General features: G+C 49.7%; 17 protein-coding genes. 15 read left to right on the top strand and 2 right to left on the bottom strand.

The window, feature by feature from the left end; genetic code table 11:
• Positions 1 to 93 precede the first annotated feature (93 nt).
• Entirely contained in the window at positions 94 to 1,305 is a 1,212-nt protein-coding gene (locus ACN0YR_RS13580; protein WP_417849776.1) for a type II secretion system F family protein, read from the top strand.
• 141 nt (positions 1,306 to 1,446) lie between these two features.
• Here ACN0YR_RS13580 and ACN0YR_RS13575 read toward each other — a convergent pair whose 3' ends face one another.
• Positions 1,447 to 2,514, bottom strand: a complete 1,068-nt coding sequence (locus ACN0YR_RS13575) for an NAD(P)/FAD-dependent oxidoreductase (protein ID WP_417849775.1) — start codon at positions 2,512 to 2,514, stop codon at positions 1,447 to 1,449.
• 436 nt (positions 2,515 to 2,950) lie between these two features.
• On the opposite strand from ACN0YR_RS13575, the gene ACN0YR_RS13570 reads away from it, so the two are divergent.
• The 3 genes from ACN0YR_RS13570 (at position 2,951) to ACN0YR_RS13560 (ending at position 6,287) form a co-directional block, all read left to right on the top strand.
• Entirely contained in the window at positions 2,951 to 4,207 is a 1,257-nt protein-coding gene (locus tag ACN0YR_RS13570; protein WP_417849774.1) for a tetratricopeptide repeat protein, read from the top strand.
• Between the two features lie 417 nt (positions 4,208 to 4,624).
• Positions 4,625 to 5,521: a 4-(cytidine 5'-diphospho)-2-C-methyl-D-erythritol kinase gene (ispE, locus tag ACN0YR_RS13565; RefSeq protein WP_417849773.1), complete on the top strand. Its 897-nt coding sequence runs from the start codon at positions 4,625 to 4,627 to the stop codon at positions 5,519 to 5,521.
• A gap of 202 nt (positions 5,522 to 5,723) precedes the next feature.
• The gene (locus ACN0YR_RS13560) at positions 5,724 to 6,287 is read left to right on the top strand and encodes a septation protein SpoVG family protein (protein ID WP_417849772.1); all 564 of its coding nucleotides are present in this window, start codon (positions 5,724 to 5,726) and stop codon (positions 6,285 to 6,287) included.
• 145 nt (positions 6,288 to 6,432) lie between these two features.
• On the opposite strand, the gene ACN0YR_RS13555 is transcribed toward ACN0YR_RS13560, so the two are convergent.
• Positions 6,433 to 7,260 (bottom strand): ParA family protein, encoded by an 828-nt coding sequence (locus ACN0YR_RS13555; RefSeq protein ID WP_417849771.1) that lies wholly within the window; start codon positions 7,258 to 7,260, stop codon positions 6,433 to 6,435.
• Positions 7,261 to 7,714: 454 nt separating this feature from the next.
• On the opposite strand from ACN0YR_RS13555, the gene ligA reads away from it, so the two are divergent.
• The 11 genes from ligA (at position 7,715) to ACN0YR_RS13500 (ending at position 22,293) form a co-directional block, all read left to right on the top strand.
• Positions 7,715 to 9,745 (top strand): NAD-dependent DNA ligase LigA, encoded by a 2,031-nt coding sequence (gene ligA / locus ACN0YR_RS13550; RefSeq protein WP_417849770.1) that lies wholly within the window; start codon positions 7,715 to 7,717, stop codon positions 9,743 to 9,745.
• Positions 9,746 to 10,058: 313 nt separating this feature from the next.
• On the top strand, positions 10,059 to 10,814 hold the full coding sequence (locus ACN0YR_RS13545; RefSeq protein ID WP_417849769.1) for an ATP-binding cassette domain-containing protein: 756 nt from the start codon (positions 10,059 to 10,061) through the stop codon (positions 10,812 to 10,814).
• 215 nt (positions 10,815 to 11,029) lie between these two features.
• Positions 11,030 to 13,420, top strand: a complete 2,391-nt coding sequence (locus ACN0YR_RS13540; RefSeq protein WP_417849768.1) for an ABC transporter permease subunit/CPBP intramembrane protease — start codon at positions 11,030 to 11,032, stop codon at positions 13,418 to 13,420.
• Between the two features lie 130 nt (positions 13,421 to 13,550).
• Complete coding sequence (locus ACN0YR_RS13535) at positions 13,551 to 14,762, top strand: hypothetical protein (protein WP_417849767.1); 1,212 nt, start codon at positions 13,551 to 13,553, stop codon at positions 14,760 to 14,762.
• 658 nt (positions 14,763 to 15,420) lie between these two features.
• Entirely contained in the window at positions 15,421 to 16,629 is a 1,209-nt protein-coding gene (locus ACN0YR_RS13530; protein ID WP_417849766.1) for an ATP-binding protein, read from the top strand.
• Positions 16,622 to 18,022, top strand: coding sequence for a sigma-54-dependent transcriptional regulator (locus ACN0YR_RS13525; RefSeq protein ID WP_417849765.1), 1,401 nt, complete (start codon positions 16,622 to 16,624; stop codon positions 18,020 to 18,022). Before ACN0YR_RS13530 ends, ACN0YR_RS13525 begins: the two co-directional genes overlap by 8 nt.
• 107 nt (positions 18,023 to 18,129) lie before the next feature.
• Positions 18,130 to 18,492, top strand: coding sequence for a hypothetical protein (locus ACN0YR_RS13520; RefSeq protein WP_417849764.1), 363 nt, complete (start codon positions 18,130 to 18,132; stop codon positions 18,490 to 18,492).
• Between the two features lie 443 nt (positions 18,493 to 18,935).
• A complete protein-coding gene (gene rnk, locus ACN0YR_RS13515; RefSeq protein WP_417849763.1) occupies positions 18,936 to 19,352 on the top strand; it encodes a nucleoside diphosphate kinase regulator in 417 nt (138 codons plus the stop codon).
• Between the two features lie 75 nt (positions 19,353 to 19,427).
• A complete protein-coding gene (locus ACN0YR_RS13510; RefSeq protein ID WP_417849762.1) occupies positions 19,428 to 19,790 on the top strand; it encodes an HPF/RaiA family ribosome-associated protein in 363 nt (120 codons plus the stop codon).
• 563 nt (positions 19,791 to 20,353) lie between these two features.
• A complete protein-coding gene (locus tag ACN0YR_RS13505) occupies positions 20,354 to 21,280 on the top strand; it encodes a universal stress protein (protein WP_417849761.1) in 927 nt (308 codons plus the stop codon).
• A gap of 323 nt (positions 21,281 to 21,603) precedes the next feature.
• Entirely contained in the window at positions 21,604 to 22,293 is a 690-nt protein-coding gene (locus ACN0YR_RS13500; protein WP_417849760.1) for a hypothetical protein, read from the top strand.
• Positions 22,294 to 22,351 lie beyond the last annotated feature (58 nt).

Raw genomic sequence — 22,351 nt, 5'->3', positions numbered from 1 at the left:
TACTGACGATCCAGCATCCACTTCACATGCGTGTTGGAAAATGAGAGTTGACTGCGGCGAAGATCGCGACAGGATTCACGAAGGAATCAACCCATGAATTCATCTGAAATGATATTTTTTGCTATCGCCGTCGGAGCAACGATGGCGATCTATGCAATCTACAAGTTCTGGAAGCGTGGCAAAAAGTCAGTGGATGCCAATCGCTCTGAACCGAAGATGCGGCCCAAGGGGACTTCCAGGCTGCGGGAGGATTCGCTCGAACCTGTAGCGAAGCAAGAGCCTTCATCTCCGTCGGTTCCGGCCATTAAAGACGAACCTCAACATGCCGAGGAAGTTGAGCAGCCTGCCATTGCTCAAATCGAGGAATCATCACCGCAGCGAGACAACGTCCCAGCTGCGACTCTCTTTTCGACTGAAGGAACAAAAGTAAAACCGGGCAGAATTAACGAAGTCAAAGTTGAAGGAGTCGAAGAGGAGTATCCCTATTTTGATCAAAGCGACTACAAGTTTGGAAAGTTGACTCCCTTGTTGGCTGCAATGATGCCAACTTCAAAAGAGGGACGTGAGACGATCAAGCGTGCTTTGCGTAATGCGGGTTACTATTCACCGCATGCTTGGCATAACCTGACAGCCGTGCGCTACCTCTGCATGGTTGCTCCGATTCTCTTTTTCGGATTCTTGCTGGTAATTGTTCCAACGCAATTGGAAACATCTGTCATCATCGCCCTGCTCGTTTGCACTGGGTTGGGATGGGCGTTACCGAGTTTGTATGTTCGTGCAAAAGCGAAAGACCGTCTGCGAGAAATCGGAAACGGAATGCCGGACATGCTCGATTTGCTGAACATGTGTGTGTCGCAGGGGATGACTGTAATTAGTGCACTGGGCCGTGTGGGGCGAGATATCGCCCCGGTCTATCCCGCACTTTCTAAAGAACTCAAAATCGTCACTGACCAGGCCCACGTCGGCACGCTTTCTCAATCGTTATCCAACCTGAGTGACCGCGTCGATCTTCCGGAAGTTCATTCGTTTTCATCGCTACTGGTTCAGACAGACCAAATGGGAACGAGCGTCTCGGAAGCGTTGTCAGAATATTCCGACAACATGCGGGAAAGCATGAAGCAACGTGCAGATGAAAAAGCGAACTCTGCCACCTTCAAGCTTCTTTTCCCGACTGTCCTCTGTCTGATGCCCGCCGTTTACTTGTTCCTCCTCGGTCCCGCCGTGGTGGAACTCAACCGCTTCTACGAAGACGGCGGCTCCGATGCACTAAGCACCGAAATTCCAGACCAGTTTACTGGTGGATAAACGTAAATAGTATCAACGCTCAACTTGGTTCCCCGGCGAAGAGGGCGGAGCTTGTCGTTGATTTTGGCTTACGATTCTTATTTAGAACCAGTCCGAAACCCTCTGGAGTAGCCGCTTTCCTCAACATTTGAGAGAGCAATTTCAATTTTCAGGATCAGTTCTAAACCATCTTTCCACACTGAGATTCCTTGGGAGCGGAGTTTGGTGAAGCATTTGGTTGGTCAGCATTTGAGCCAGTCGCGGCGCCATGAGTGACCCTTTCGAACCGAGGCCGTTGAAAATTAGAACGTTATTCATCTTCGGATGGGCTCCCAGCACTGGATGGAAGTCTTTCATTGTTGGACGAATAGCTGCCTGGTGTTGAACGATTTCATACTCGCTGGACAGCAGATTGTTGAGCCGGGATGTCAGCCAGTTCCGCCCATTCTCGGTGACTTCATTTGAGAGATCACTCCAGTCGTAGGTTGCTCCGATTCGAATCTGTTTTCCTCTGGGAGACATCCAGATTCCGCGATGGATAACGCGATCGATGTTGGAATTGTGAGTCTTGATGTCAAGGATCTCTCCTTTGGCTGGGTTGAATTTGACCGGATCGAAATGAGGAAACATCGTCGATTGAAATCCCTGACAGGTGACAAAGTGCTTACTCGTCAAATTGAGTTTTGGAATGACGATCCCGTTCGGTTGAATTTCTATTTCTGTTTGGACATCGACGGAGCACTCGGAATACGACTCCATGGATTGAAACATCTTCCGCGAAGCTTTCAGGTATTCTTCAACATGTAATCTCCCCCCAATCATTTCAAAACCACCCTCAGCAGCTGCATGTTGGAACGTCTTGAAATCAGGGCGGGTTGAAGAGACGAGGTCTGTGAGTCTGCTCAGCTTCCCTTCAAATGTCTGACGTTCTTCAGCAGTTTGGAACAACCGCAGCATTGGGAGTTCGTCGAAAAATTGCGTCTCGGTCTTTGTTTCGATTTCGCGATAAAACTGAGCGGCTGCGGAATAAAAGTCTTCCCAGTCCCAGGAGATTGCAAAGCGTTTGCCGGTGATCGGCGTCATGAGCCCGGCTGCAATTTTGGAAGCTGTGATTCGATCTCCACGGTCGAGCACCATCACAGTGCAGCCCGCCGAGAGGAGCCTCCAGGCCAGGGTTGTTCCTGCGATTCCTTGACCAAGGATAATCACGTCGACACGGTTGCGTATCATCCTAATTCACTCAATCAGGCGAGACCATAGGGTTCGCAAACAAACAGGAATGCTGATTCAAGCTTAAGCAGTCTGCTTGACCATGTGCCTGCCAAGAACACGTTTTACCAGTAAATTTGCAGTTCTTTAAGAGGCATAACGCGAACACGAATTCGAAAAAAGCTGGAGTGCCCCAAAATCCAGAATTTGAGGCTGAGAACTGGAATTGTGGTGTCATTTTCAGATCAATGGCAGTTTCTAACACCAAATTCCTCAATCCTTGATGAATTACGAAAACATGCGTTTGCCGTTCGCGCATGTTGCTCCGTCAGTCTCTAATATAATTCTCAGTATACAAAATTTCGCTCTCGACCGTTTGCCGTGTCCGGTAATCTCGGGTATGTTCGAGATCAGAAAAAGTTTCCGATCGCTCCCTTCACATTCGCCCCTTCCGGAAATGACGCAGCCTGTATTTTCTTCTGATTCTTCGCATTTGAACAGTTCACCCTGTCTTCAGGGGGAGCGGGTGACGTTCACGGGAATACTTGCATCGACCACGCATGCCGAAGCCGCCAAGCTTGTTGAAGAAAATGGCGGGACAGCGACAGATCATGTCAGCCGACAGCTGACGATGATCGTGATCGGTGAAGAAGGTTGGCCGCTTGAGGATAACGGACAGCCATCGGTGAAGCTCCAGCAGGTTGAACGCTGGATTCAGTCTGGAGCTGACATTCAAATTTTGAATGAATCGCAATGGCTGACGTTGTTGGGATTGAATGATCATCGAGAAGAAGTTCATCGGCTGTATACCCCTGCGATGCTCTCTTCGATTCTTGGAATTTCGACACACGTGATTCGCGGGTGGGAGCGAAGCGGACTGATTCAACCGATTCGAAAAGTTCATCGGCTTCCCTATTTCGATTTCCGAGAAGTCAGTTCAGCTCGTCGACTCAGTGAATTGCTCGGCTCAGGGATTCCACGACAAGAGATTGAAAAGAGTCTAAAGAGTCTTCCCAGCGTTCGCCGTGGCGATGAGCGTCCGCTCGAACAATTGCAAATTCTTGCTCACAGTCTGGGCGTAATGATTCGTGATCATCATGGCCTCGTTATGCCTGCAACAGGTCAACGGGTTTTCGAGTTCGAAACCGAAGTGACGCCGAGCGAAGTCTTCGAGGATCATGAAGACGACCCGCAATCGATCTCCATAGCAAGTGTGGCAGGGGCACCGACTGACTTCAGAGCCAATCCGAATCGGGACTGGCTTGTTGAGGGATGCCGGCTTTATGACGCCGGCCAAATTCAGGATGCACTGGAAGCATTTCGTTTGGCAGCGATGTCCTCTCCTCAAAGCTCTGACGTTCACTTTCAACTTGGTGAATGTCTTTACCGATTGGGTTCCACGGAAGGAGCTTTGGAACGTTACTATGTCGCTGCCGAACATGATCAAGACTTTCTGGAAGCCTGGACTCAGATCGGCTGTTTACACAACGAACTTGGTGAAAACTCTGCGGCAGCCAACGCTTTTCAGGTTGCGTTGACAATTTTGCCCGAGTATCCCGATGCGCACTATCATCTCGCTGAAACCCTCAACCAGATGGGCAAAACAGACGTCGCCCGGTTACACTGGGAAGAGTACCTGAAGCACGACCATCGTGGACCTTGGGCAGATGTGGCACGTCAGCGAATCGAGCAACTCGGTGAGCTTGACGACTGAGGCCGACCAATCTTCACATGTTTTTTGTAAGAGAAAGCCACCTGGTAACACTTCGGCAGCTGTCCAGCATCGATGTGGATTCATCCGATCTATATTGACAGCGGACTCCTCGTTTCTACCATCAATAGAATGATCCGTTGTGTACTGAGTCGATTTCTTTACGTTTCTCTCAATGAATTGTAGTAGAAGAATCGACCAACCTTTGTAGCGATGTCCGAATCACCAAAGAGGCAAGCGACACAAAAGACGAGCTGAGACAAGTCGACTTAGAGCATCTTTCGAATTGGTTTGCAGGTTCTGCCTCGTGGCGAACAGCATTTTTCCTAGAGAAATGCGTTCTTCACGGGCAAACGGTAGAGCAAACTGCTCTAGGCGAGGTCTGACAAGATTGGCACCATCAATGGAGAGGTGGCTGGAATGCGAACCCGTAGAGACAATTCTTCTTTGATTGTGCAAGTTCCCGCGAAGATCAATCTCTCTTTACGCATTTTGGGTCGTCGAGATGATGGCTTTCACGATCTCGAAACGTTGATGGTTTCTGTCCGAATGTACGATACGATTCGGTTTGAGATTCAGGAATCACCGCTGGTTCAGATGACTTCGACTTCTCTTCTGCCCAATGAAAAGCCGCTTCCGAATGATGATCGCAACCTGATTATTCAGGCTGCCCAATTACTTCAAAGAACAACATGGACTCACTCCGGAGCAATCATCAAGCTTCTCAAACGGATTCCAAGTGAAGCAGGAATGGGAGGTGGTTCGAGCGATGCAGCGGCGACATTGGTGGCGTTGAATCAGCTTTGGGGGTTGAACCTCAGCCAGGAAAAGCTTCATCAGTTGGCAGCGAGTCTTGGAAGCGATTTGAATTTCTTTCTGGATTCAAACGTCGCTGCGATTTGCACCGGTCGAGGAGAAATTGTGACACCAGTGAGTGTGAAGCGTCCGCTGCACTTTGTGATTGTCAAACCTCAATCTGGTCTTTCTACAGCCGACGTGTTCAAGCATTGGACCGCACACTCCTCACCGGAAACTCCTCATCAAGATGAGATTTTGAAAGCAATTGAATCGGGAGGATTGAGTCAAATTTCAAGGCTCGTTACGAATTCACTTCAGGGGTCAGCCCGAAATTTAAGTCGTGAGATCGAGAAATCTTTGGAGCTTCTTGATCAACATGATATCGTTGTAAGTGGAATGACCGGTAGTGGCTCTGCCTGTTTTGGGTTGTGTCGGTCTCGAAAATCGGCGAACCGTCTCGCCAGGAAAATCCAAAGCCTGGGAGGCATACAAAGTTGGGCAGTCACGTCGGGAGTCTAAGGCATTTTCAATGTTGCTGCCCGTGCAGATCACTTTTGCAACTTAAGAACTGAATCTGAATTTGCTCTCTCAACGATAGAGAAAAGTGATGAATTCAGAGATTTTCAGGCAGGTTCACAAGCTTGCTCACCATGCGCCAGAATGTAAAACCAATGTTGGATTTGCTCTAGATTATTGACGATGCCGATCAAAGGAGATCGAGATGGACATCACGGAAGTTCGCATCAAATTGATGGAATGTGACCATGAAGAACGTTTACTCGGATTCTGTTCGATCACATTTGAAAATGCCTTTGTGATTCGGGATCTCAAAATCATCCGTGGCGGGAAGGGGCCATTTGTTGCAATGCCGAGTCGGAAATTGACTGACCGTTGCAACGGTTGCGGATTCAAGAATCAACTCCGGGCTGCGTACTGTAACGCTTGCGGGTCTCCGCTTGATGATGACCGATCACACAAGCAGGCAGATGGGAAGGCGAAGTTGTACGCCGATATCGCTCACCCAATCAACTCGGAGTGCCGAGACCTGATTCAGGAGCGGGTGCTGGAAGCATTTGAGAAGGAGCTGATTCTCGCTCAACAGTCTGATTACGTCTGCCGGTATGAAGACTACGGCGAAAACGAATCGAAGCAGAGCGCAGTCACTCAATCCGGAAACAACATGCGTCTCGACAAAGCTCAGGCAGGGAAAAAACCGCACATCTCGCACGAGTCGAATCGCGTCTCCGCGAAAAAAGTCGATGAGTTCGGTTCCGGACTTTTTTGAATTACGAGAGTTTCATTTTCGCCGAAAACTCCAGGTCTCCACTTACAGCTGTTTTGAAATAAACGTACGCGATCCTACTCGTGGATAACGTGATTTCATTCAGGAAACCGGTTCTTCACGGGCACACGGTAGAGCAAACTGCTCTCTAAGCTGCCTTGCGCTGTTCGTCCAGAAGTTGCTGCCTTTGAGCAGAGAGGACTTCTAAGACAAGGTTCTGATAATCCTGTGCTCCGGAGGAAGACGGGGCATACTGAAAAATCGAGGTGCCGTGGCTGGGGGCTTCTGCCAGCTTAATATTTCTACGGATCTTTGTGTTAAACACAGTTGCATCAGCCCAGGGTGCCTGCGGGTCACTTTGTTCAAGAAACATCATCAGATCGTCAGTCACATCGCTCGCCAGCCGGGTTCCGGTGTCGTACAGACAGAGTACGATCCCGGAAACTCGTAACTCGCGATTAAGTCGTCGAGTGACCAGAGCTGTCGTCTCAAAGAGTTTGGACAAACCCTGAAGTGCAAAAAAGTGTGGCTGCAACGGGATGAAAACTTCAGTTGCGGAAGTGAGTGCGTTGATCGTTAATACGCCCAGCGATGGAGGGCAGTCCATCACGATGTAATCAAACTTCTGTTCGACCCCAGCTTGAGCGAGCGATTGCTTCAGGACGAATTCTCGTCCGGGGGCGTCGACGAGTTCCAGTTCAGTTGCTGCCAGATCGATGTCCGCAGGTGCGAGCCAAAGATTTTCGGCGACAAGTTGGGCCACTTCGGTGAATCCCTTCGCACCCGCGAAGACTTGATAGACCGAATTCGTTCCACCCTGGACTTCGACACCGAGGTGTATTGATGAGTGGGCCTGTGGGTCCAAGTCAATCAAACAGACGCGCTGGCCATGTTGGGCGAGACCGGCAGCGAGATTGACACTGGTGGTGGTTTTTCCAACTCCACCTTTTTGATTCATAACAGCGATGATCCGCATCCGTGCGCCTCGTGACTGTGTTGGTGTATATCGTGTTGTATATGGGGTCAAAAGTCTGGCGAAGTCAAATCGAATGAAAATCGATCCAAATCGGCAGTCGAAAGGGTCGGGATTTCGTATGATCCTTAATCTTGAACTGAACACCTCAATCGTTGAGGTGATTCATCATTGCATCAGATTTTGGATCGGGACTAAACTCGTCAACTTCGATGATCGTTCTAAATCTTACAAATCAACATGCGCGCATGTTTTGGGAAGGGTTTCGGAGTCAGTATCTTCGGGGACAATATGATTGCTCAATCTCATGGGTTTTCACCCGTGACCCGCTATCCTTTGCCTCAATGATTTTTTCAAGCTGACCAGCAACTTGAAAAATTGCCACCTTTTGGTTGCGGCCGCAAAGGCTGCGCTAGTATACCGTTGCTCGAATCTCCCGGAAATACGAGTTCTCACTATGACCCGTTCTGTTGAGCAAGAAGTTGCAGAGTTACGACGAAAAATCAACCGTCATAACCGCCTGTATTACGTTGAATCTGCTCCGGAAATTTCTGATCTGGAATTCGATAAACTCCTGAAAACGTTGGAGATACTGGAAAAAGAGCACCCCGAACTGGACTCTCCAGACAGCCCAACTCACAAGGTCGGTGGCGAGCCGATCGCCGGTTTTGAAACCGTCCAGCATAGATTGCCGATGCTCTCGATCGACAACGTTTACGACGAAGAGGCTGTTCGGGAGTTTGATCAGCGATTGAAGAAATTGGCTGCTGTTGATGAGTTGGAGTATACCGTTGAATACAAAATAGATGGCGTCGCTTTAGCATTGGTCTACGAGCAGGGTCTCTTGACGCAGGCACTCACTCGCGGAGATGGCCAGCGGGGGGACGACATCACTCAGAATGCCCGGACTGTTGGCGGAGTTCCTTTGCGGTTGGAATCTGAAAATCCGCCTGAACTGATTGAAGTCCGCGGCGAAGCTTACATTTCCAATTCGGATTTCGCTCAACTCAATAGTGAGCAGCGAGCGAAAGGTCAGGAGGCCTATAAAAATCCACGAAATACAACTTCGGGCGCATTGAAGCTTCTCGATCCAAAGTTGTGTTCAGCCAGAAAAGTCCGGTTCCTCGCCCACGGAATCGGGGCTGCCGCAGGGTTGGGCATTTCAACACACCTCGATTTTCTGGAGGAACTAAAAGTCTGGGGGATTCCTCCGACTCCGCACGTCCGCGTCTGTTCCGGGATAGATGCTGCGATCGAGCTTTGTAATGAGATGATGGAAAATATCCATGCCCTCAACTTCGAGGTCGATGGTCTCGTCATCAAAGTCAATCAGTTTGAGGTGCGGGAAGAACTCGGCAGTACTTCCAAAAGCCCTCGATGGCTGATCGCCTACAAATGGGAACGCTACGAAGCGACCACGACCGTCGAATCGATTGAGATTCAAGTCGGAAAAACGGGTACACTCACTCCTGTCGCTAATTTGGCTCCTGTTGAAATCGCAGGGACAACCGTTTCGCGGTCGAGCTTACACAACCGTGATGAAATCGAACGGCTGGAGGTGATGATCGGAGATACAGTTGTCGTCGAGAAAGCGGGAAAGATTATCCCCCATGTCGTGCGTGTCGAAAAACATGAAAGGACCGGATCTGAAATCACCTTTCACTTTCCGGAAGTTTGCCCGGCGTGTGGTGCTGATGTCGCCAGAGACGAAGGTGGGGTCTACATCCGTTGCCTGAACCCGACCTGTCCCGCCCAACTTCGCGAAGGACTCCGCTTCTTTGTTTCTCGCCAAGCGATGGATATCGATGGGCTGGGAATCAAAGTGATCGAACAACTGATCGATGCCAAGCTTCTCAATAGCTTCGCCGACTTGTACCGGCTTCACAATCATCGTGAGGAACTTCTCGAACTCGAAAGAATGGGAACGCGGTCTGTCGAAAAACTGCTCGACGGTGTTGAAGCGTCGAAGTCCCGTCCGATCTGGAGGCTCTTGACCGCTCTGAATATTCGCTTTGTCGGGAGGACGAACTCCAGAATTCTCGAAAAGCATTTTGGTACCATCGATGCCATCGCCAGTCAGACCGAAGAATCACTTGCCGAGGTCGATGAAATTGGTCCGGTCACAGCGAAGTCCGTCTACGAATTTTTTCACTCTGATTTCGGCAACCAGATCATCGAGGATCTTCGCCACTGTGGACTCAACTTCGGAACTCCGGTTACTGAGAAGCCTCAAGCCAATGAAGCGGAACAGATCTTCAGCGGGAAAACTTTCGTCGTGACTGGGACGCTGGAACAATTCACACGTGATGAGATTAAAGAGTTGATCATTCAAAACGGCGGGAAAGCTTCTGGCAGTGTCTCGAGCAAGACGGACTATCTCGTCGCTGGCGACAAGGCAGGCAGCAAGCTGGAGAAGGCAAGAACTCTGGGAGTACCAGTACTGAGCGAGCAGGAGTTTTTGGACAAGATTGCGGCAAAAGATTCGTGAAGTTTGCTCTATCGTCTGCCCATGTAGAACACGAACCCCAACTCCAAAGATCCTCAGAGTAGAGGGGGAGAATGGCATGCTAGGGAGATAGCTGTGGTTGCTTTGCAGGGGTTGTGCGGAGTGTAGGGGCTCTGCGTGATCTGCGGGTCTCGTGCAGAGGGTGCAGGTCGCTCGGTTCGAATTTTCGGTTCCTTCCAAGTCGAAACCTGCTTGGCAACGTTTCAGGGTGTATGAGATACTGTCGGAATCGGTTTGGAAGTGAAATGGTTCCGATACAGCATTTCGGTAGTCCTCTCGCAACAATGAAGTAGACATGATTCTTGTTCAAGATCTGACAAAGGAGTTCACTGATCTCAAACGAGGTCCCGTTGCGGCGGTGAAGAATGTCTCCTTTGAAGTGAAGCCGGGAGAAATTTTCGGACTGCTCGGTCCGAACGGTGCTGGCAAAACGACGTGCCTGCGAATCTTGAGTACAGTTCTGAAGCCGACAACTGGTCAAGCATTGGTCGCTGGCTACGATGTAGCTCGCTTTCCAGAGTCGGTCCGGGCGAACATTGGCTTTATGTCGTGCAACACCGGTATCTATGACCGCATGACAGCTCGCGAAATGGTGGAATACTACGGTCGCTTATACGGTATTGAAGAGGAGCGGCTCCAGGTTCGCATTGATGACATTTTCAATACGCTGCAGATGAATGAAATTCGGGATGTTCTAGGGTCGAAGATGTCGACTGGAATGAAACAGAAAGTTTCGATCGCCCGTACGATTGTTCACGATCCACCAGTTCTGATTTTCGATGAACCGACATCTGGCCTGGACGTGTTAGTGGCGCGGGCCGTTCTCGAAGCAGTCGCAAACCTGCGTGATGCTGGTAAGTGCATTATCTTTTCGACCCACATCATGAGAGAAGTTGAGAAGCTGTGCGACCGCGTTGCCATCATCCATAAAGGTGAAATTCTTGATACAGGGACCGTTCAGGAACTGATCGACGAATATAATCAACCCGACATCGAGGAGGTCTTCTTCGAACTGATCCGTGAGCACAAAGAAAAACTTTCACTGGCCTGACTGAAGCAGAATAAATTCATCGCGGAGATACAGAAGGTCTGAAAACTCCTGAACGGATTTCCAACTCGAACACAAAACATTGATGAGCGATTGCACCGACAGTGTCTCTCAGACGCTGTGCCTGAACACCATCATCGTTGCATGCACTTCACATCGACCCGACAAATTGCCAATCGCAACTCTTTCTGAAAAATCAAAGAGCGAATACATTTTCCATGAACTGGACGAACATCAAACTGATTTTCCTGCGTGAAGTTCGCGATCAATTGCGAGATCGTCGAACCTTGTTCATGGTCGCTGTGCTCCCATTGCTGCTGTATCCCGCATTGGGAATCGGAATGGTGCAGATGACGGTGACGTTCACCGAACAGACGCGAAATGTTGTGATCATCGGGGCTGACGAAATCCCGCCGCCAGATCTGGTCAAAGACCACCGCATCGTTTCCGACTTCTTTAACTATTCGGAAGATGCCGACAAGCTCCGCGTGATCACCGATGCTCCCGATTCATTGAGCACCGCGAATCTCGATGAGAAGACGCGCAATGCATTTCGCGATTTCATGAAGCGAATAGAAATCGAACGTGCCACTCTTCTTGAGTTGGCTGATGTTCAGGATGAAATCTACTCGCTGGTAGAATCGAAAGAGCGGCAGAAGGAATTGACAGAGCGGGAAATCGCTCTGCGTAAGAAAGTGACCTCCTGGTTTTCGAAGAGCCCTGCTCAGGTTCTCGTGATTTTCCCTAAAGGGTTTCGCGAACATTATGAATCCGGTAACAAAAAACTGGCAGCTGGCGACTTTGATTTAGAGCCAGGACCACGCACGATTATCTTGCATAACAGCGCCGATGAAAAATCGGAGATCGCCTATCAGCGAGTCAAGCAGGCGCTGCGAGAGTGGGAAGCAGCCTTGCTGGCACAACGGTTGGACTCTGCTTCGCTGCCTGCAAGTCTGCCAGATCCAGTGCAGTCGACATTAGTGGATCTCGTCGAGGCGGATGAAATCGCAGCTAACGTCTGGAGTAAGATTTTCCCGGCATTGCTGGTGATTATGTCTGTCACCGGAGCGTTTTATCCGGCGATTGATTTGGGTGCAGGGGAAAAAGAACGTGGCACAATGGAAACGTTGTTGATCTCGCCAGCCACCCGAACAGAGATCGTACTCGGGAAGTTTCTGACGGTCATGCTGTTTAGTATTTCGACAGCCTTGTTGAACCTTGCCAGTATGGGGTTCACGGGGCAGCACATGCTGACAGCCATCGGCAGTACGAATGCCTCGGCTATCGGGGATCTTTCGTTCCCTCCAATGCTCTCATTGATGTGGGTTGTCCTGCTGGCGGTTCCTCTCTCTGCATTGTTCAGCGCCATGAGTCTCTCGTTGGCGATGTTTGCGAAGAGTAGCAAAGAAGGTCAGTACTATCTGACTCCGTTGCTGATGGTGACGATGGGACTGACGATGTTCTGTCTGAATCCGTCAATTGAATTGACTCCTTACTACAGCGTCTTGCCGGTTGTCGGCCCGGCGTTGTTGCTGAAAGCGTTGCTGCTTGGTGGCGCAACTTCGAGTGTCGTCTGGATGTATGCTGTCCCGGTGCTCGTAACCAGCTTTGCATATAGCGCTCTTGCGCTGTGGTGGGCGATTGAACAGTTTCAAAGTGAAGGAATTCTGTTTCGCGAAGCAGAGCGATTCGAACTCGGATTGTGGATCAAGCACTTACTTCGTGATAAAGAAGAGACACCCAGTTTTACGGAAGCAGGCGTTTGCTTCGTAATGATTGCGATGTTGCAATTTGTCTTTCTCACTTCGATGCAATCGAATCCGAATTTGCTCGGTGATGCCAATGGCATGGTGGTTGTTCAGTTAATTTACTTGATTGCAACCGTTGGGGTTCCGCCAGTGATAATGGCGATCCTGCTGACGAAATTGCCGTTGCGAAGCTTGAAGCTCAAACTTCCAAGTTGGAAAATGCTCGGTGTGGCAGTGGTTCTTCCACTCTCGTTACAACCGCTCGCGATGGAGTTGCTCTCGAGGCTTGACCCATTTTTTCCGCCCATTCCTCCTGGCGCAGAACAGATGATGTCAGCGATGTCCGAGGTCCCCTTGTGGTTGTCGTTCGTCACGTTCGCTATTGCTCCGGCGGTGTGTGAAGAGTTGGCGTTCCGCGGATTCATCCTCAGTGGGTTTCAGCGTTCACGACATAAATGGCTGCCAATTGTCATTTCAGCGATTCTGTTTGGTGTCATCCATATGATTCCGAAACAGCAATTCAATGCTTCTCTGTTAGGACTGGCGTTGGGATTGCTGGCAGTTCGCAGTAAGAGTTTGATTCCCTGTATCATTTTCCATGCAATTTTTAACGGGACGCAAGTCTTTGCTTCACAATTGGAAATTGAGACGCTGCAAGACGGTTTCACACGTCATCTTGTGACATTCTCCAAGACGGCGGAAGGTCTCGACACGATGGCATTTAACCCTGTGTTCCTCGCTGTTTGTGGTGTTGTCTCGGCGGGCATACTGTATTGGCTTGTGAAGCTGGGTGATGAATCGCCGGAGGCTCCTGAGTTGACTCCGTCAGCGAATTCGCATGTTGCAGAAGCCTCAAATTGACTTCACTCTCACCGCATCAAAGGTTTCAATTTGGTGACAGGCGACTAACAGGGTTGTTGAATCGGTTCTTCAAACAATAATCGGCTGCGTTGGGGTTGTCAGAGAATGGATAGCTTTCGATGATGGAACTGTGAACACTTCTTTATCGATCTCTGCGACGCGATTCTGTCCGAGACCCAGCCTGAACTGGGGCGGGCTGTTTTGCGCAGTCGTTTTATTTCATCAGAACGCTGCATTCGCGGATGTCGCGAAAACTCCCAAGCGGCTCGTCAATCAACTTGGGAACTCCAGTTTCCTTTCGCGACTTCAGGCCGAGCAGGAACTTCTGGATTTAGGGTATCGATCTTATTCGGCAATCGTCGAAGGAACGAAATCGCCTGATCCAGAGATTCGATACCGAACGCTTCGATTGATGAAACTCCTCAGGCGGGGGGCCTTTGCAGATCGGCAGCAGGAACTGCGTGCAAATCCGTGGATCGTCCCAGAGGGGTTGGCTCCTGGTTGGGAGGAATTCCATCAAATGCTGGGCGACGGCGAGGACGCGCGCGAGTTGTATGTTCAAATTTTAAATAGTGAAACTGACTTGATGCTCGCTGTCTCAGCACCAGGCTGGCAAAGCCAGTTTGAAAAGCGTTGCAGTGACCTTCAGGCGATTTCCCATCAACGACAGAGTCTTGAAATCCAACCCGGTTCGATTGCTGCTTTGCTTTTTCTCGCCTGTCACCCGGATAACAGACCGAGCGGGAATGCCAGTTCTATCATTACGATGTTGATCAGCGACTCGACTTTTCGCGACGCAGCGTTACGTTCCCGCAGTAGTGAGGTTCTGAAAGCGTTGATTGGAATCTGGATTCGCAAGAACCGTCACACTTCTCCCATTCAACTGCTCAGCGATGCTGTGACCTTCGATCTCGATGCGGGGATGGAAGCTGCGCGAGACGGAATTGCACGTCGGCATCAGTTACGGGCATCTGCGATTCATACCGGAAATTCGATTTTCTATCTCGCGAAGTATGGCGGGAAGGATGTCATCGAAGAGTTGGAGAAGTTACTCACGGATAGTGCGCAACTTCCTGGAAGTTTCAAGAATTCAGCGACGACTGTTCAAATCCGTGACGTCGCGCTCGCCGCATTGCTGTATGTGACAAAGCAAGATCCCAAAACGTACGGCTTCAATGAGCTTCGCCCCAAAAGCGGGTATCTCTATTATGCCAACTCTGCCCGGTTCGCTTCCGATCAGGATAGAGAAAAGGCACTTCTTCTCTGGCAAAACTGGCGAGCAAAGCACGTCCGTGATCCATTTCGCGGCAATTTAGACGCCAGTGAAGGTGATGCACTTTAAGGCATCTTCATCTTGAAGTTTTTCGTACCGGTTACGATCGCTTTTGACTTCATAGATTGCGCGCCACGAAGCAGAGCGTCGGATCAATGCTGCCTGTTCTTAAAGTCTTTCGCTTTCGATTCTTGAGCAGTGATGGTGTGAGTTTTTGCTGGAGATGCAGTTTCGTTCAACGATTGTCGCGGATGAGTTCAATAAATTTGAACGCTTCGCCAACCAAGACGGGTAAAACTGCCGTCGCCAGAAAGCGACACCTGTCGCCTGCTGGGGACCGATTTTCGGATTTGTGACAGGAATCCAATTCGTTCATGTTGCGGCACAAACATTGCTTCTCATCTTAGAAGTCCCTGAAGAAAGTTTCTCATTGTCTTACGAGAGAGGTCTCATCGTCGCTGCAAAGTTTTGCAGGGCGTGCACCAGTCGGTTGCACTAACTTTTTTCAGAGCACGTTCAAGCTTCTGCGACCTCAGAGAAGCGGTCCAAATATCTAAGTTTTCACTTTTCACGCTAACAAAATCCTTCATTCCAAAGGTTTTTGAAGAGGTGCTTTGTCCGAAGGAAGAGTTGCCTGATGTACTCGACGTAGTGCTGCCAAATTTTCTTTCGATCCTGTCCCGTTCCCTAAGAGAAAAAACGATTTATCTGTGATATGATGCAGCGTATGCCACCACTGCCTCCATATGATCCACTCGGGAACGAACAGCTCGATTACCTCGTGTTTCGAGCGATCGCGGATTACACATATGATTGGGAGAGTTGGCACCAGCCCGATGGTAAGTTGTTGTGGGTGAATACCTCAGTGGAAAGGATCTCCGGGTATTCTCCAGATGAATGTCTGGCAATGAAAAATTATCCATTGCCGCTCATAGCTGTTGAAGATCGCGACAAGATTGCTGAGGTGCAGCGAGATGCAATCGCTGGCGGAAGTGGCAACGATGTCGAATTTCAGGTGGCTCACCGTGACGGTTCCAGTCGCTGGGCAAGTGTGTCGTGGCAGCCGATGTATGATCAGTCGCACCGGCATCTTGGTTATCGTGCCAGTGTCAGGGATGTCACTGAGCGTCACCGCTTGCGCGAAGAGTTGCGACTCTATAATCAACATCTGGAGCAGCTTGTTCAAGAGCGGACAGTCAAAATCGCTCAATTGGAAGAGCAACGGCTGAAAATGGAAAAACTCGCTGCTCTGGGGCAGATGGCAGCCGGGGTTGCTCATGAGGTGAACAATCCGCTGGCTGGGATCCGCAATGCGTTTGCGTTGTTCAAAAGTCATCTTTCGTCTGATGACGAGGACTATGAGCTGCTCGAATTGATTGATGGAGAAATTGAAAGAATCAGTTCAATTACGCATCAAATGTATCAGCTTTACCGCCCGAGCCAGCAGTCGCCCAGGCGGTTCGATTTGCGTCGCACTGTGGCAGACGTTGTCGTCCTCGTGCAGCCATTGGCAAAGAAGGGGGACGTACAGGTGACGTCCACAACCCAGGATTGCATCAAATCCGGAGAACTGGAATCGACTGAGGTAATCCTGCGAGAAGGTGAACTGAAGCAAATCCTGTTGAACGTCGTTCGAAATGCAATTCAGGCAACGCCGCGCGGCGGTTCCGTTCAAGTCGAAGTCTCCACATCGCTCACCGGTGCACTTGTGACTGTCAAGGACGAAGGCGAAGGGGTTTCGAGTGAAGTCATCGCAAAAATGTTTGAGCCGTTCTACAGCACCAAAACAGGGACGCGTGAAGGGATGGGGCTGGGACTGTCAGTGTCCCGAAGCCTGGCTGAGGCGATGGGGGGCACAATTACAATCTGTAATAACAATAATAGTGGCGCTTGTGTGACGGTCGCAGTGCCACGTCGGGTGTTAAGCAATGAATGATCAACAGACGGTGAAGCGAATTCTTATCGCTGACGACGAACCACTCTATTTGCGAACAACTGGCCAGCTGTTGAGTCAGGCGGGTTATGAATGTGTCTGTGTGCCAGACGGAAACGCGGCCATGGAGAGGCTTCGCCGCGAGTCGTTTGATCTGATTCTTTCTGATCTGAACATGCCCGGCAACTTAAAGCTCGAACTGTTGCAGCAGGGACGGATGCAATGGCCGGACATTCCACTCATCGTGATTACAGGCGTTCCATCATTGCCGACAGCGATTGAGAGTGTACGGCTTGGCATCGCTGATTATCTTCTGAAGCCAGTGAAGTATGAAGACCTGTTGGCGAGCGTTCGTCGCGTGCTTGCTCAGCCTGTGGTAGAGACTCCCTCAACGCCGATGTCTGAATCTGGTCACGAGGATTTATCAGCCAAGTTCCCAGAGATCATCGGTCGCAGTGAACCGATGCAGGAAGTCTTGGAGATTGTTGATCGTGTTGCCCAGACTGACACCAATGTCTTGATTACCGGAGAGAGCGGCACAGGCAAAGAAGTAATCGCTAAAGCGATTCATGATCACAGTCGGCGAGGCGCTCATAACTTCCAGATTATTGATTGTACCGCCATTCCAGAGTCGCTCTTTGAGTCCGTCTTGTTTGGTCACGCCAAAGGGGCGTTTACTGGTGCGGTGAAAGATCAGGAAGGTTTGCTCAGCCGAAGTGATCGCGGTACCGCGTTTTTCGATGAACTCGGCGAGTTGCCAATGGCCTCGCAGGCCAAACTCTTACGTGCTGTGCAGGAGCAAGCGTTTACGCCTGTCGGGAAAAACGAATTGCGAAGAGTGAATACCCGCTACATCAGTGCGACGAATCGTGATTTACTTGAAGAAGTCAACGCGGGGCGATTTCGGCAAGATCTCTTCTATCGGCTGGGTGTACTCCACCTTGATTTACCGCCACTACGGGACCGTGGTGACGACGTTATGCTGTTGGCGGACCGCTTTTTAAAGGACTTCCAGGAAGGTGAGAGACGGATTACAGGTTTCTCTGATGAGGTCGTGGCCTGTTTTCTTCGCTATGAATGGCCGGGCAACATTCGGGAGCTTCGCAATGTTCTCGAACGGGCAGTCGCTTTGACCCGAACAGAAACAGTTCAGCTGACAGACTTACCGAAACAGGTCCGCGAGACTACAGGCAGCGCATTCAGGTCTGTTTCCGTTCTGGCGGAAATTTCCCGCGAAGAAGCACTCGACAACGCTGACCATACTTACTTGACCGTTCTACTTGAAAAGCATGGCGGCAATGTTTCACAAGCAGCACGTCAGGCAGGGTTGTCGCGTCAGGGAATGCACAAATTACTGAGCCGACACGGACTTGACGCTGCGACTTTTCGAAAATGAAAACCTGATCGGACGATTTAATTTGAAATCGGTGCCAAGCGGCATCGAGTTTGCCTAGTCAGAAGGTTGTGATGATAACACAATTTTTTCTGACAAGGATGGAAAACATGTCTCTCGATCAATGGAGCGACCGCAACGAACTGCTCAATTCTTTTAGTTCAACGATTCTACACGAGACAAACGGGCTGATTCGTGGAGTGACGCTCGACCTGGCTGATGACTGCATGATTGTTCGGGGCAATGCTCGCAGCTACCACGGCATTCAACTGGCGATCCAAGCGTTAAAACAGCTCGGTGGCAAGCAACGACTCTTTTCTAGAACGCAACTTCAACTGCAGGTTGAGGGAAACCCCGTCAGCTTCTCGATTGCTCATCCTCAGCCTGAAAAAGTTGGCGAGCCAGCGTCAACTGCGGGCGACAGGAGTCGTGCTGAGTTGACCGATGCGACTTCCGGGGCTCGGGCATCCTGACGGTTTTCATGCGGAAAACTGTGGTTTCCTTGGAAATTTGCCTGTTTCGACCCTCTTGAATGAATTTTCATCGGCGTCGAGTCATTTGGTCCACTTGTTGCATTATGAAGTGGTATGACAACCAGCAGCGAGGAAAACCATGTCTTCAATACTACATGTTTTCAAGCCTGATTCGCACACTGTGTCTTTTCAGATCGAAGCAAGTCCGTTCTGCGAAACTTCTTCCGAGCCAACATAGCCCTGAAGAAGAAGTCAGACCAGGAGACCTTCGTCTGCGACAGATGACTGTGAAGTCACATTTGCATTCAGGGTGTTGAGTTCAAGTCATTGATGTGGGTGCTCTTGCTCGGGTTGGCTCTTTTGGCCCTGTGCTTTCACTATCACATTTCTTATTTCAGAGTTCTTTTGATTCCAATTACAACAATGTAGGCAGGAGTATTCGCATGGCTGCCAAACGAAAAATCATTATCAGCAAAGAAGATCACGAACGATTGAGGAATCTTTTCTTCAGTAAGTTCGCAGCCGCATTCAGTGATAAGCCCTACCTTCAATCGTTGAAAGACGAATTGAATGTCGCGGAGATTGTTGCACCGGAGGAGATTCCTCCCGATGTGGTCACGATGAATTCGACTGTGCGATTGCGTGATACGCGGACCAAAGAAGTTGACACTTACACTCTAGTCTATCCCAAAGAAGCGAATATCGCAGAGGACAAACTTTCAGTACTTGCCCCGATCGGAACCGCAATTCTTGGTTATCGAGTAGGCGATCTTGTTCGATGGCAGGTCCCCAGTGGAACGATCTCTGTTCGTATCGATGAATTAGTTTTTCAACCCGAACGCGACGGAGTGACCGCTTAAGCAATTCAATGGTCCGACCCGGAATCATTAACGGGTCGCGATCAAATTTTTCCCTTCTCATCAAAGGAGAGTTTAATGAAGATTAACGTCAATGCTCCAATCGAAGCAAAACGTCATCACTTCCAAGACTCAGCTCTTAACCATATCGCCAAAACACTGGATCGATTTTCGAATCGAATTACCAGTGTGACGGTCACGCTCACCGATGAGAATGGCCCTCGTGGAGGGGTCGATCAGCAATGTCGTATCAGTTTAGTGATGCCTCGTTTTGGAGAGGTTGTCGCAACTGCGACGCATGAAAATCGATGGACAGCCTTCACACAGGCAGCAGATAAAGTACGCCGCATCGTCGTGACGAAACTGAAACGTCCAAAGGCTTTGCGTATGCGTCAAACGAAAGATCGCCGTGAGCCTGAGTTAGAACTCTCGTCGAGTTAACGACCTCTGCTCATGTTGAGTCTTGCTTTTGGGAGTATCTCAAAAGTTGAAAGCAAGTGACACGAGTGGGTCACGGTATAGAACCCGTGACCCACTTCATTTAGAGCAGTTTGCTCTAACGTGTTCCCGTGAAGAACGCGTTTCATCAATAAAATTGTTGTTCGCCACGAGGCGGAACCTGTACACCAATTCGAAAGATGCTCTGTTGCACACTCGGTTTTCCTAAGGCGGAGTGTCAGCTCAAGTGGCGTGAAAGCAATGGCGTTAAAAAAATCACTGCGGAAGTGGTTGATTTTCATCGCCGTGAAGCTTGAGCCGTCATGAATTTGCAGGAAGTCACATCCGTAATTCAAGGAGCAAAGAAACGTTCAAGTAGCAAACTGATCCAAAGACGTTCAGCCAGTTGCCGAAATGGAATCCCCTGTCGGCAAGTCTGGGAGAAGAGTTGCTTCGGGAACGAATCCTCAATGAAATTAACTGTTCTGTGCTGGCTATCAAACCAGCTAGTAATACATCACCAATTCGGGCCGGTGAGTACATCGACTACTCGAAGAAAGTGATCCATGAACCTTAATCAGATTCTACTGACGACCGACTTTTCGGATCATGCTCGCAAAGCTTACCGGTGTGCTGCTGAGATGGCAGAAAAACATCAGGCGACTCTCCACCTCGTCCATTTCTCCGGTTCGATCCCCAGCGTGCTTTCACAGGCTTCGCAGGAGACATTGTTCGACACGCTCGAAGCGGCGCTGAACGAAGAGGTTCGGGACCATTCTGAATTTTCGAAGATTGATGTTCGTACGAACTTGCAGCGAAGCCGTTGGACACGGACAGGTCAAAGAGCAATTGAGGAGGAGCTCAACATTGATTTAGTAGTGATCTCTCCTCAAGGGCGGACGGGGCTTTCTAAAATGTTTCTTGGAAGCTTCGCTGATCGAATCGTCCGGGACTCATCGGTCCCGGTTTTGTTGTTCCGACCGACTACAGAGAGCGAATCATACAGGCCACAGACAGTATTGGTTCCGCATGACTTTTTCGATCATTCGCTTGCCATTGCCCCTGCGATGAAGTGGTTGGACGAAGACTGTCGTCCTTCATACCGTTTACTTCATGTTTATGAGTCATCGCACAACTTCTCTGAATCTGCTTTGGGGAAGAGGCCTCATTTTGAAAAAATACTGAAAAATCTTCAGTCACTCTCCGTTGAGTCTCGGTTTGTGGAGTTGATCGAGGACGAACTCAGTGGGCTCGATGTGACCTTGGAAACTGCGCAAGGGATACCTTCGGAGCAAGTTGTTCAGCGTGCAAATTATTTAGAAACAGATTTGGTAATGCTCGGAAAACGAGACAGCCTGGGCAGCGTGAGCCGAAGTGTAATTCGGGAAGCACGCTGCAGCGTCCTCACTGTGCCAGTCAGTGAGGTTGAAGACTCGAAATTGTTCCGAGAACAAGAGCCTCAGGTTGGACAGTACTCGGCACAAAGCGAGTGAGTTGTGCCGAAGAGGAATAAACCTTAGAGCATTTTCATGATTGGGCTTCAGCCATATCGCTGTATTTTTGGCTGTCATTCAGCCCCGGTGTGAGTCACCGGAGGGGCTAGAGCATCTTTCGAATTGGTTTGCAGGTTCTGCTTCGTGGCGGGAAGTTTGAAAATTCTTGAAAGCGATTTTCACCGGCACGACAGGCATGAAAAATGTTTTTAAAACAGAATGATCTTTCTTGTTTTCGTGTAGAATGTTTTCCACCAGGACGTACTCCGTCCATCACGAGAAAGATTCTGTTCATCTTTGCATAGATATGCTTTGTGACCGTCATGACGAAACTATCGCACAATTCAAATTATGACCGCGTTCAGCGGCGTCTGACGATCCTGTTGCGTCTGTTCCTTGTCGTTGGCATCGGAATGGAAGCGACCGAACAGCTATGGGGCAATGTAGTCATTGCCTCTGGAATTCTGCTTTTAACGTACTTGCCCGCAATCCTGGCTCGTCGAGCGGATGTGCATGTCCCGCCTGAGTTCGAAGTCTTGACGATTGCATTCATTATTGCGTCACTCTTCCTTGGTGAAGTTCGTGATTACTATAATACGTTTTGGTGGTGGGACATCGCGCTCCACGGCACTTCTGGCGGGCTGCTGGGGGTGTTGGGAGTATTGCTGATTTATGTTTTAAATGAGACACCACAAATTGATCTGCAGATGCGACCCGGTTTTGTCGCTTTCTTTGCATTCTGTTTTGCGCTGTCGGTCGGGGCCCTTTGGGAGATTTTTGAATTTACGATGGATCAATACTTCGGAATGAACATGCAAAAACCGATGTGGGGTGATCCGTCAGGGCTGACTGACACAATGATTGATTTAATCGTCGACGCAATCGGAGCGTTGATCGTCTCGGTGGTTGGCTACATCTATATGGTTCGCGGTTATGAATCAGTAATCGACCGGGGAATACAACGATTCATTGCCCGCAATCCACGTCTGTTTTCGCGTGGGCAATCGGAATGATACCCGAGATGTTCGCATAGACTGATAAAGAGGAGATTTCGATCAATCCAATATTAGA

It is taken from the genome of Thalassoglobus sp., from assembly GCF_048270125.1.
Taxonomy (GTDB): Bacteria; Planctomycetota; Planctomycetia; order Planctomycetales; family Planctomycetaceae; genus Thalassoglobus.
This window is presented reverse-complemented; position numbering and strand designations above follow the sequence as displayed.

Coding starts and splice junctions, on each gene's coding strand:
- ACN0YR_RS13530 (WP_417849766.1), top strand. CDS start 15,421: ATGCCACCACTGCCTCCATATGATCCACTCGGGAACGAACAGCTCGAT.
- ligA (WP_417849770.1), top strand. CDS start 7,715: ATGACCCGTTCTGTTGAGCAAGAAGTTGCAGAGTTACGACGAAAAATC.
- ACN0YR_RS13570 (WP_417849774.1), top strand. CDS start 2,951: ATGACGCAGCCTGTATTTTCTTCTGATTCTTCGCATTTGAACAGTTCA.
- ACN0YR_RS13540 (WP_417849768.1), top strand. CDS start 11,030: ATGAACTGGACGAACATCAAACTGATTTTCCTGCGTGAAGTTCGCGAT.
- ACN0YR_RS13520 (WP_417849764.1), top strand. CDS start 18,130: ATGTCTCTCGATCAATGGAGCGACCGCAACGAACTGCTCAATTCTTTT.
- ACN0YR_RS13510 (WP_417849762.1), top strand. CDS start 19,428: ATGAAGATTAACGTCAATGCTCCAATCGAAGCAAAACGTCATCACTTC.
- ispE (WP_417849773.1), top strand. CDS start 4,625: ATGCGAACCCGTAGAGACAATTCTTCTTTGATTGTGCAAGTTCCCGCG.
- ACN0YR_RS13500 (WP_417849760.1), top strand. CDS start 21,604: ATGACGAAACTATCGCACAATTCAAATTATGACCGCGTTCAGCGGCGT.
- ACN0YR_RS13525 (WP_417849765.1), top strand. CDS start 16,622: ATGAATGATCAACAGACGGTGAAGCGAATTCTTATCGCTGACGACGAA.
- ACN0YR_RS13505 (WP_417849761.1), top strand. CDS start 20,354: ATGAACCTTAATCAGATTCTACTGACGACCGACTTTTCGGATCATGCT.
- ACN0YR_RS13545 (WP_417849769.1), top strand. CDS start 10,059: ATGATTCTTGTTCAAGATCTGACAAAGGAGTTCACTGATCTCAAACGA.
- rnk (WP_417849763.1), top strand. CDS start 18,936: ATGGCTGCCAAACGAAAAATCATTATCAGCAAAGAAGATCACGAACGA.
- ACN0YR_RS13560 (WP_417849772.1), top strand. CDS start 5,724: ATGGACATCACGGAAGTTCGCATCAAATTGATGGAATGTGACCATGAA.
- ACN0YR_RS13575 (WP_417849775.1), bottom strand. CDS start 2,514: ATGATACGCAACCGTGTCGACGTGATTATCCTTGGTCAAGGAATCGCA.
- ACN0YR_RS13580 (WP_417849776.1), top strand. CDS start 94: ATGAATTCATCTGAAATGATATTTTTTGCTATCGCCGTCGGAGCAACG.
- ACN0YR_RS13555 (WP_417849771.1), bottom strand. CDS start 7,260: ATGCGGATCATCGCTGTTATGAATCAAAAAGGTGGAGTTGGAAAAACC.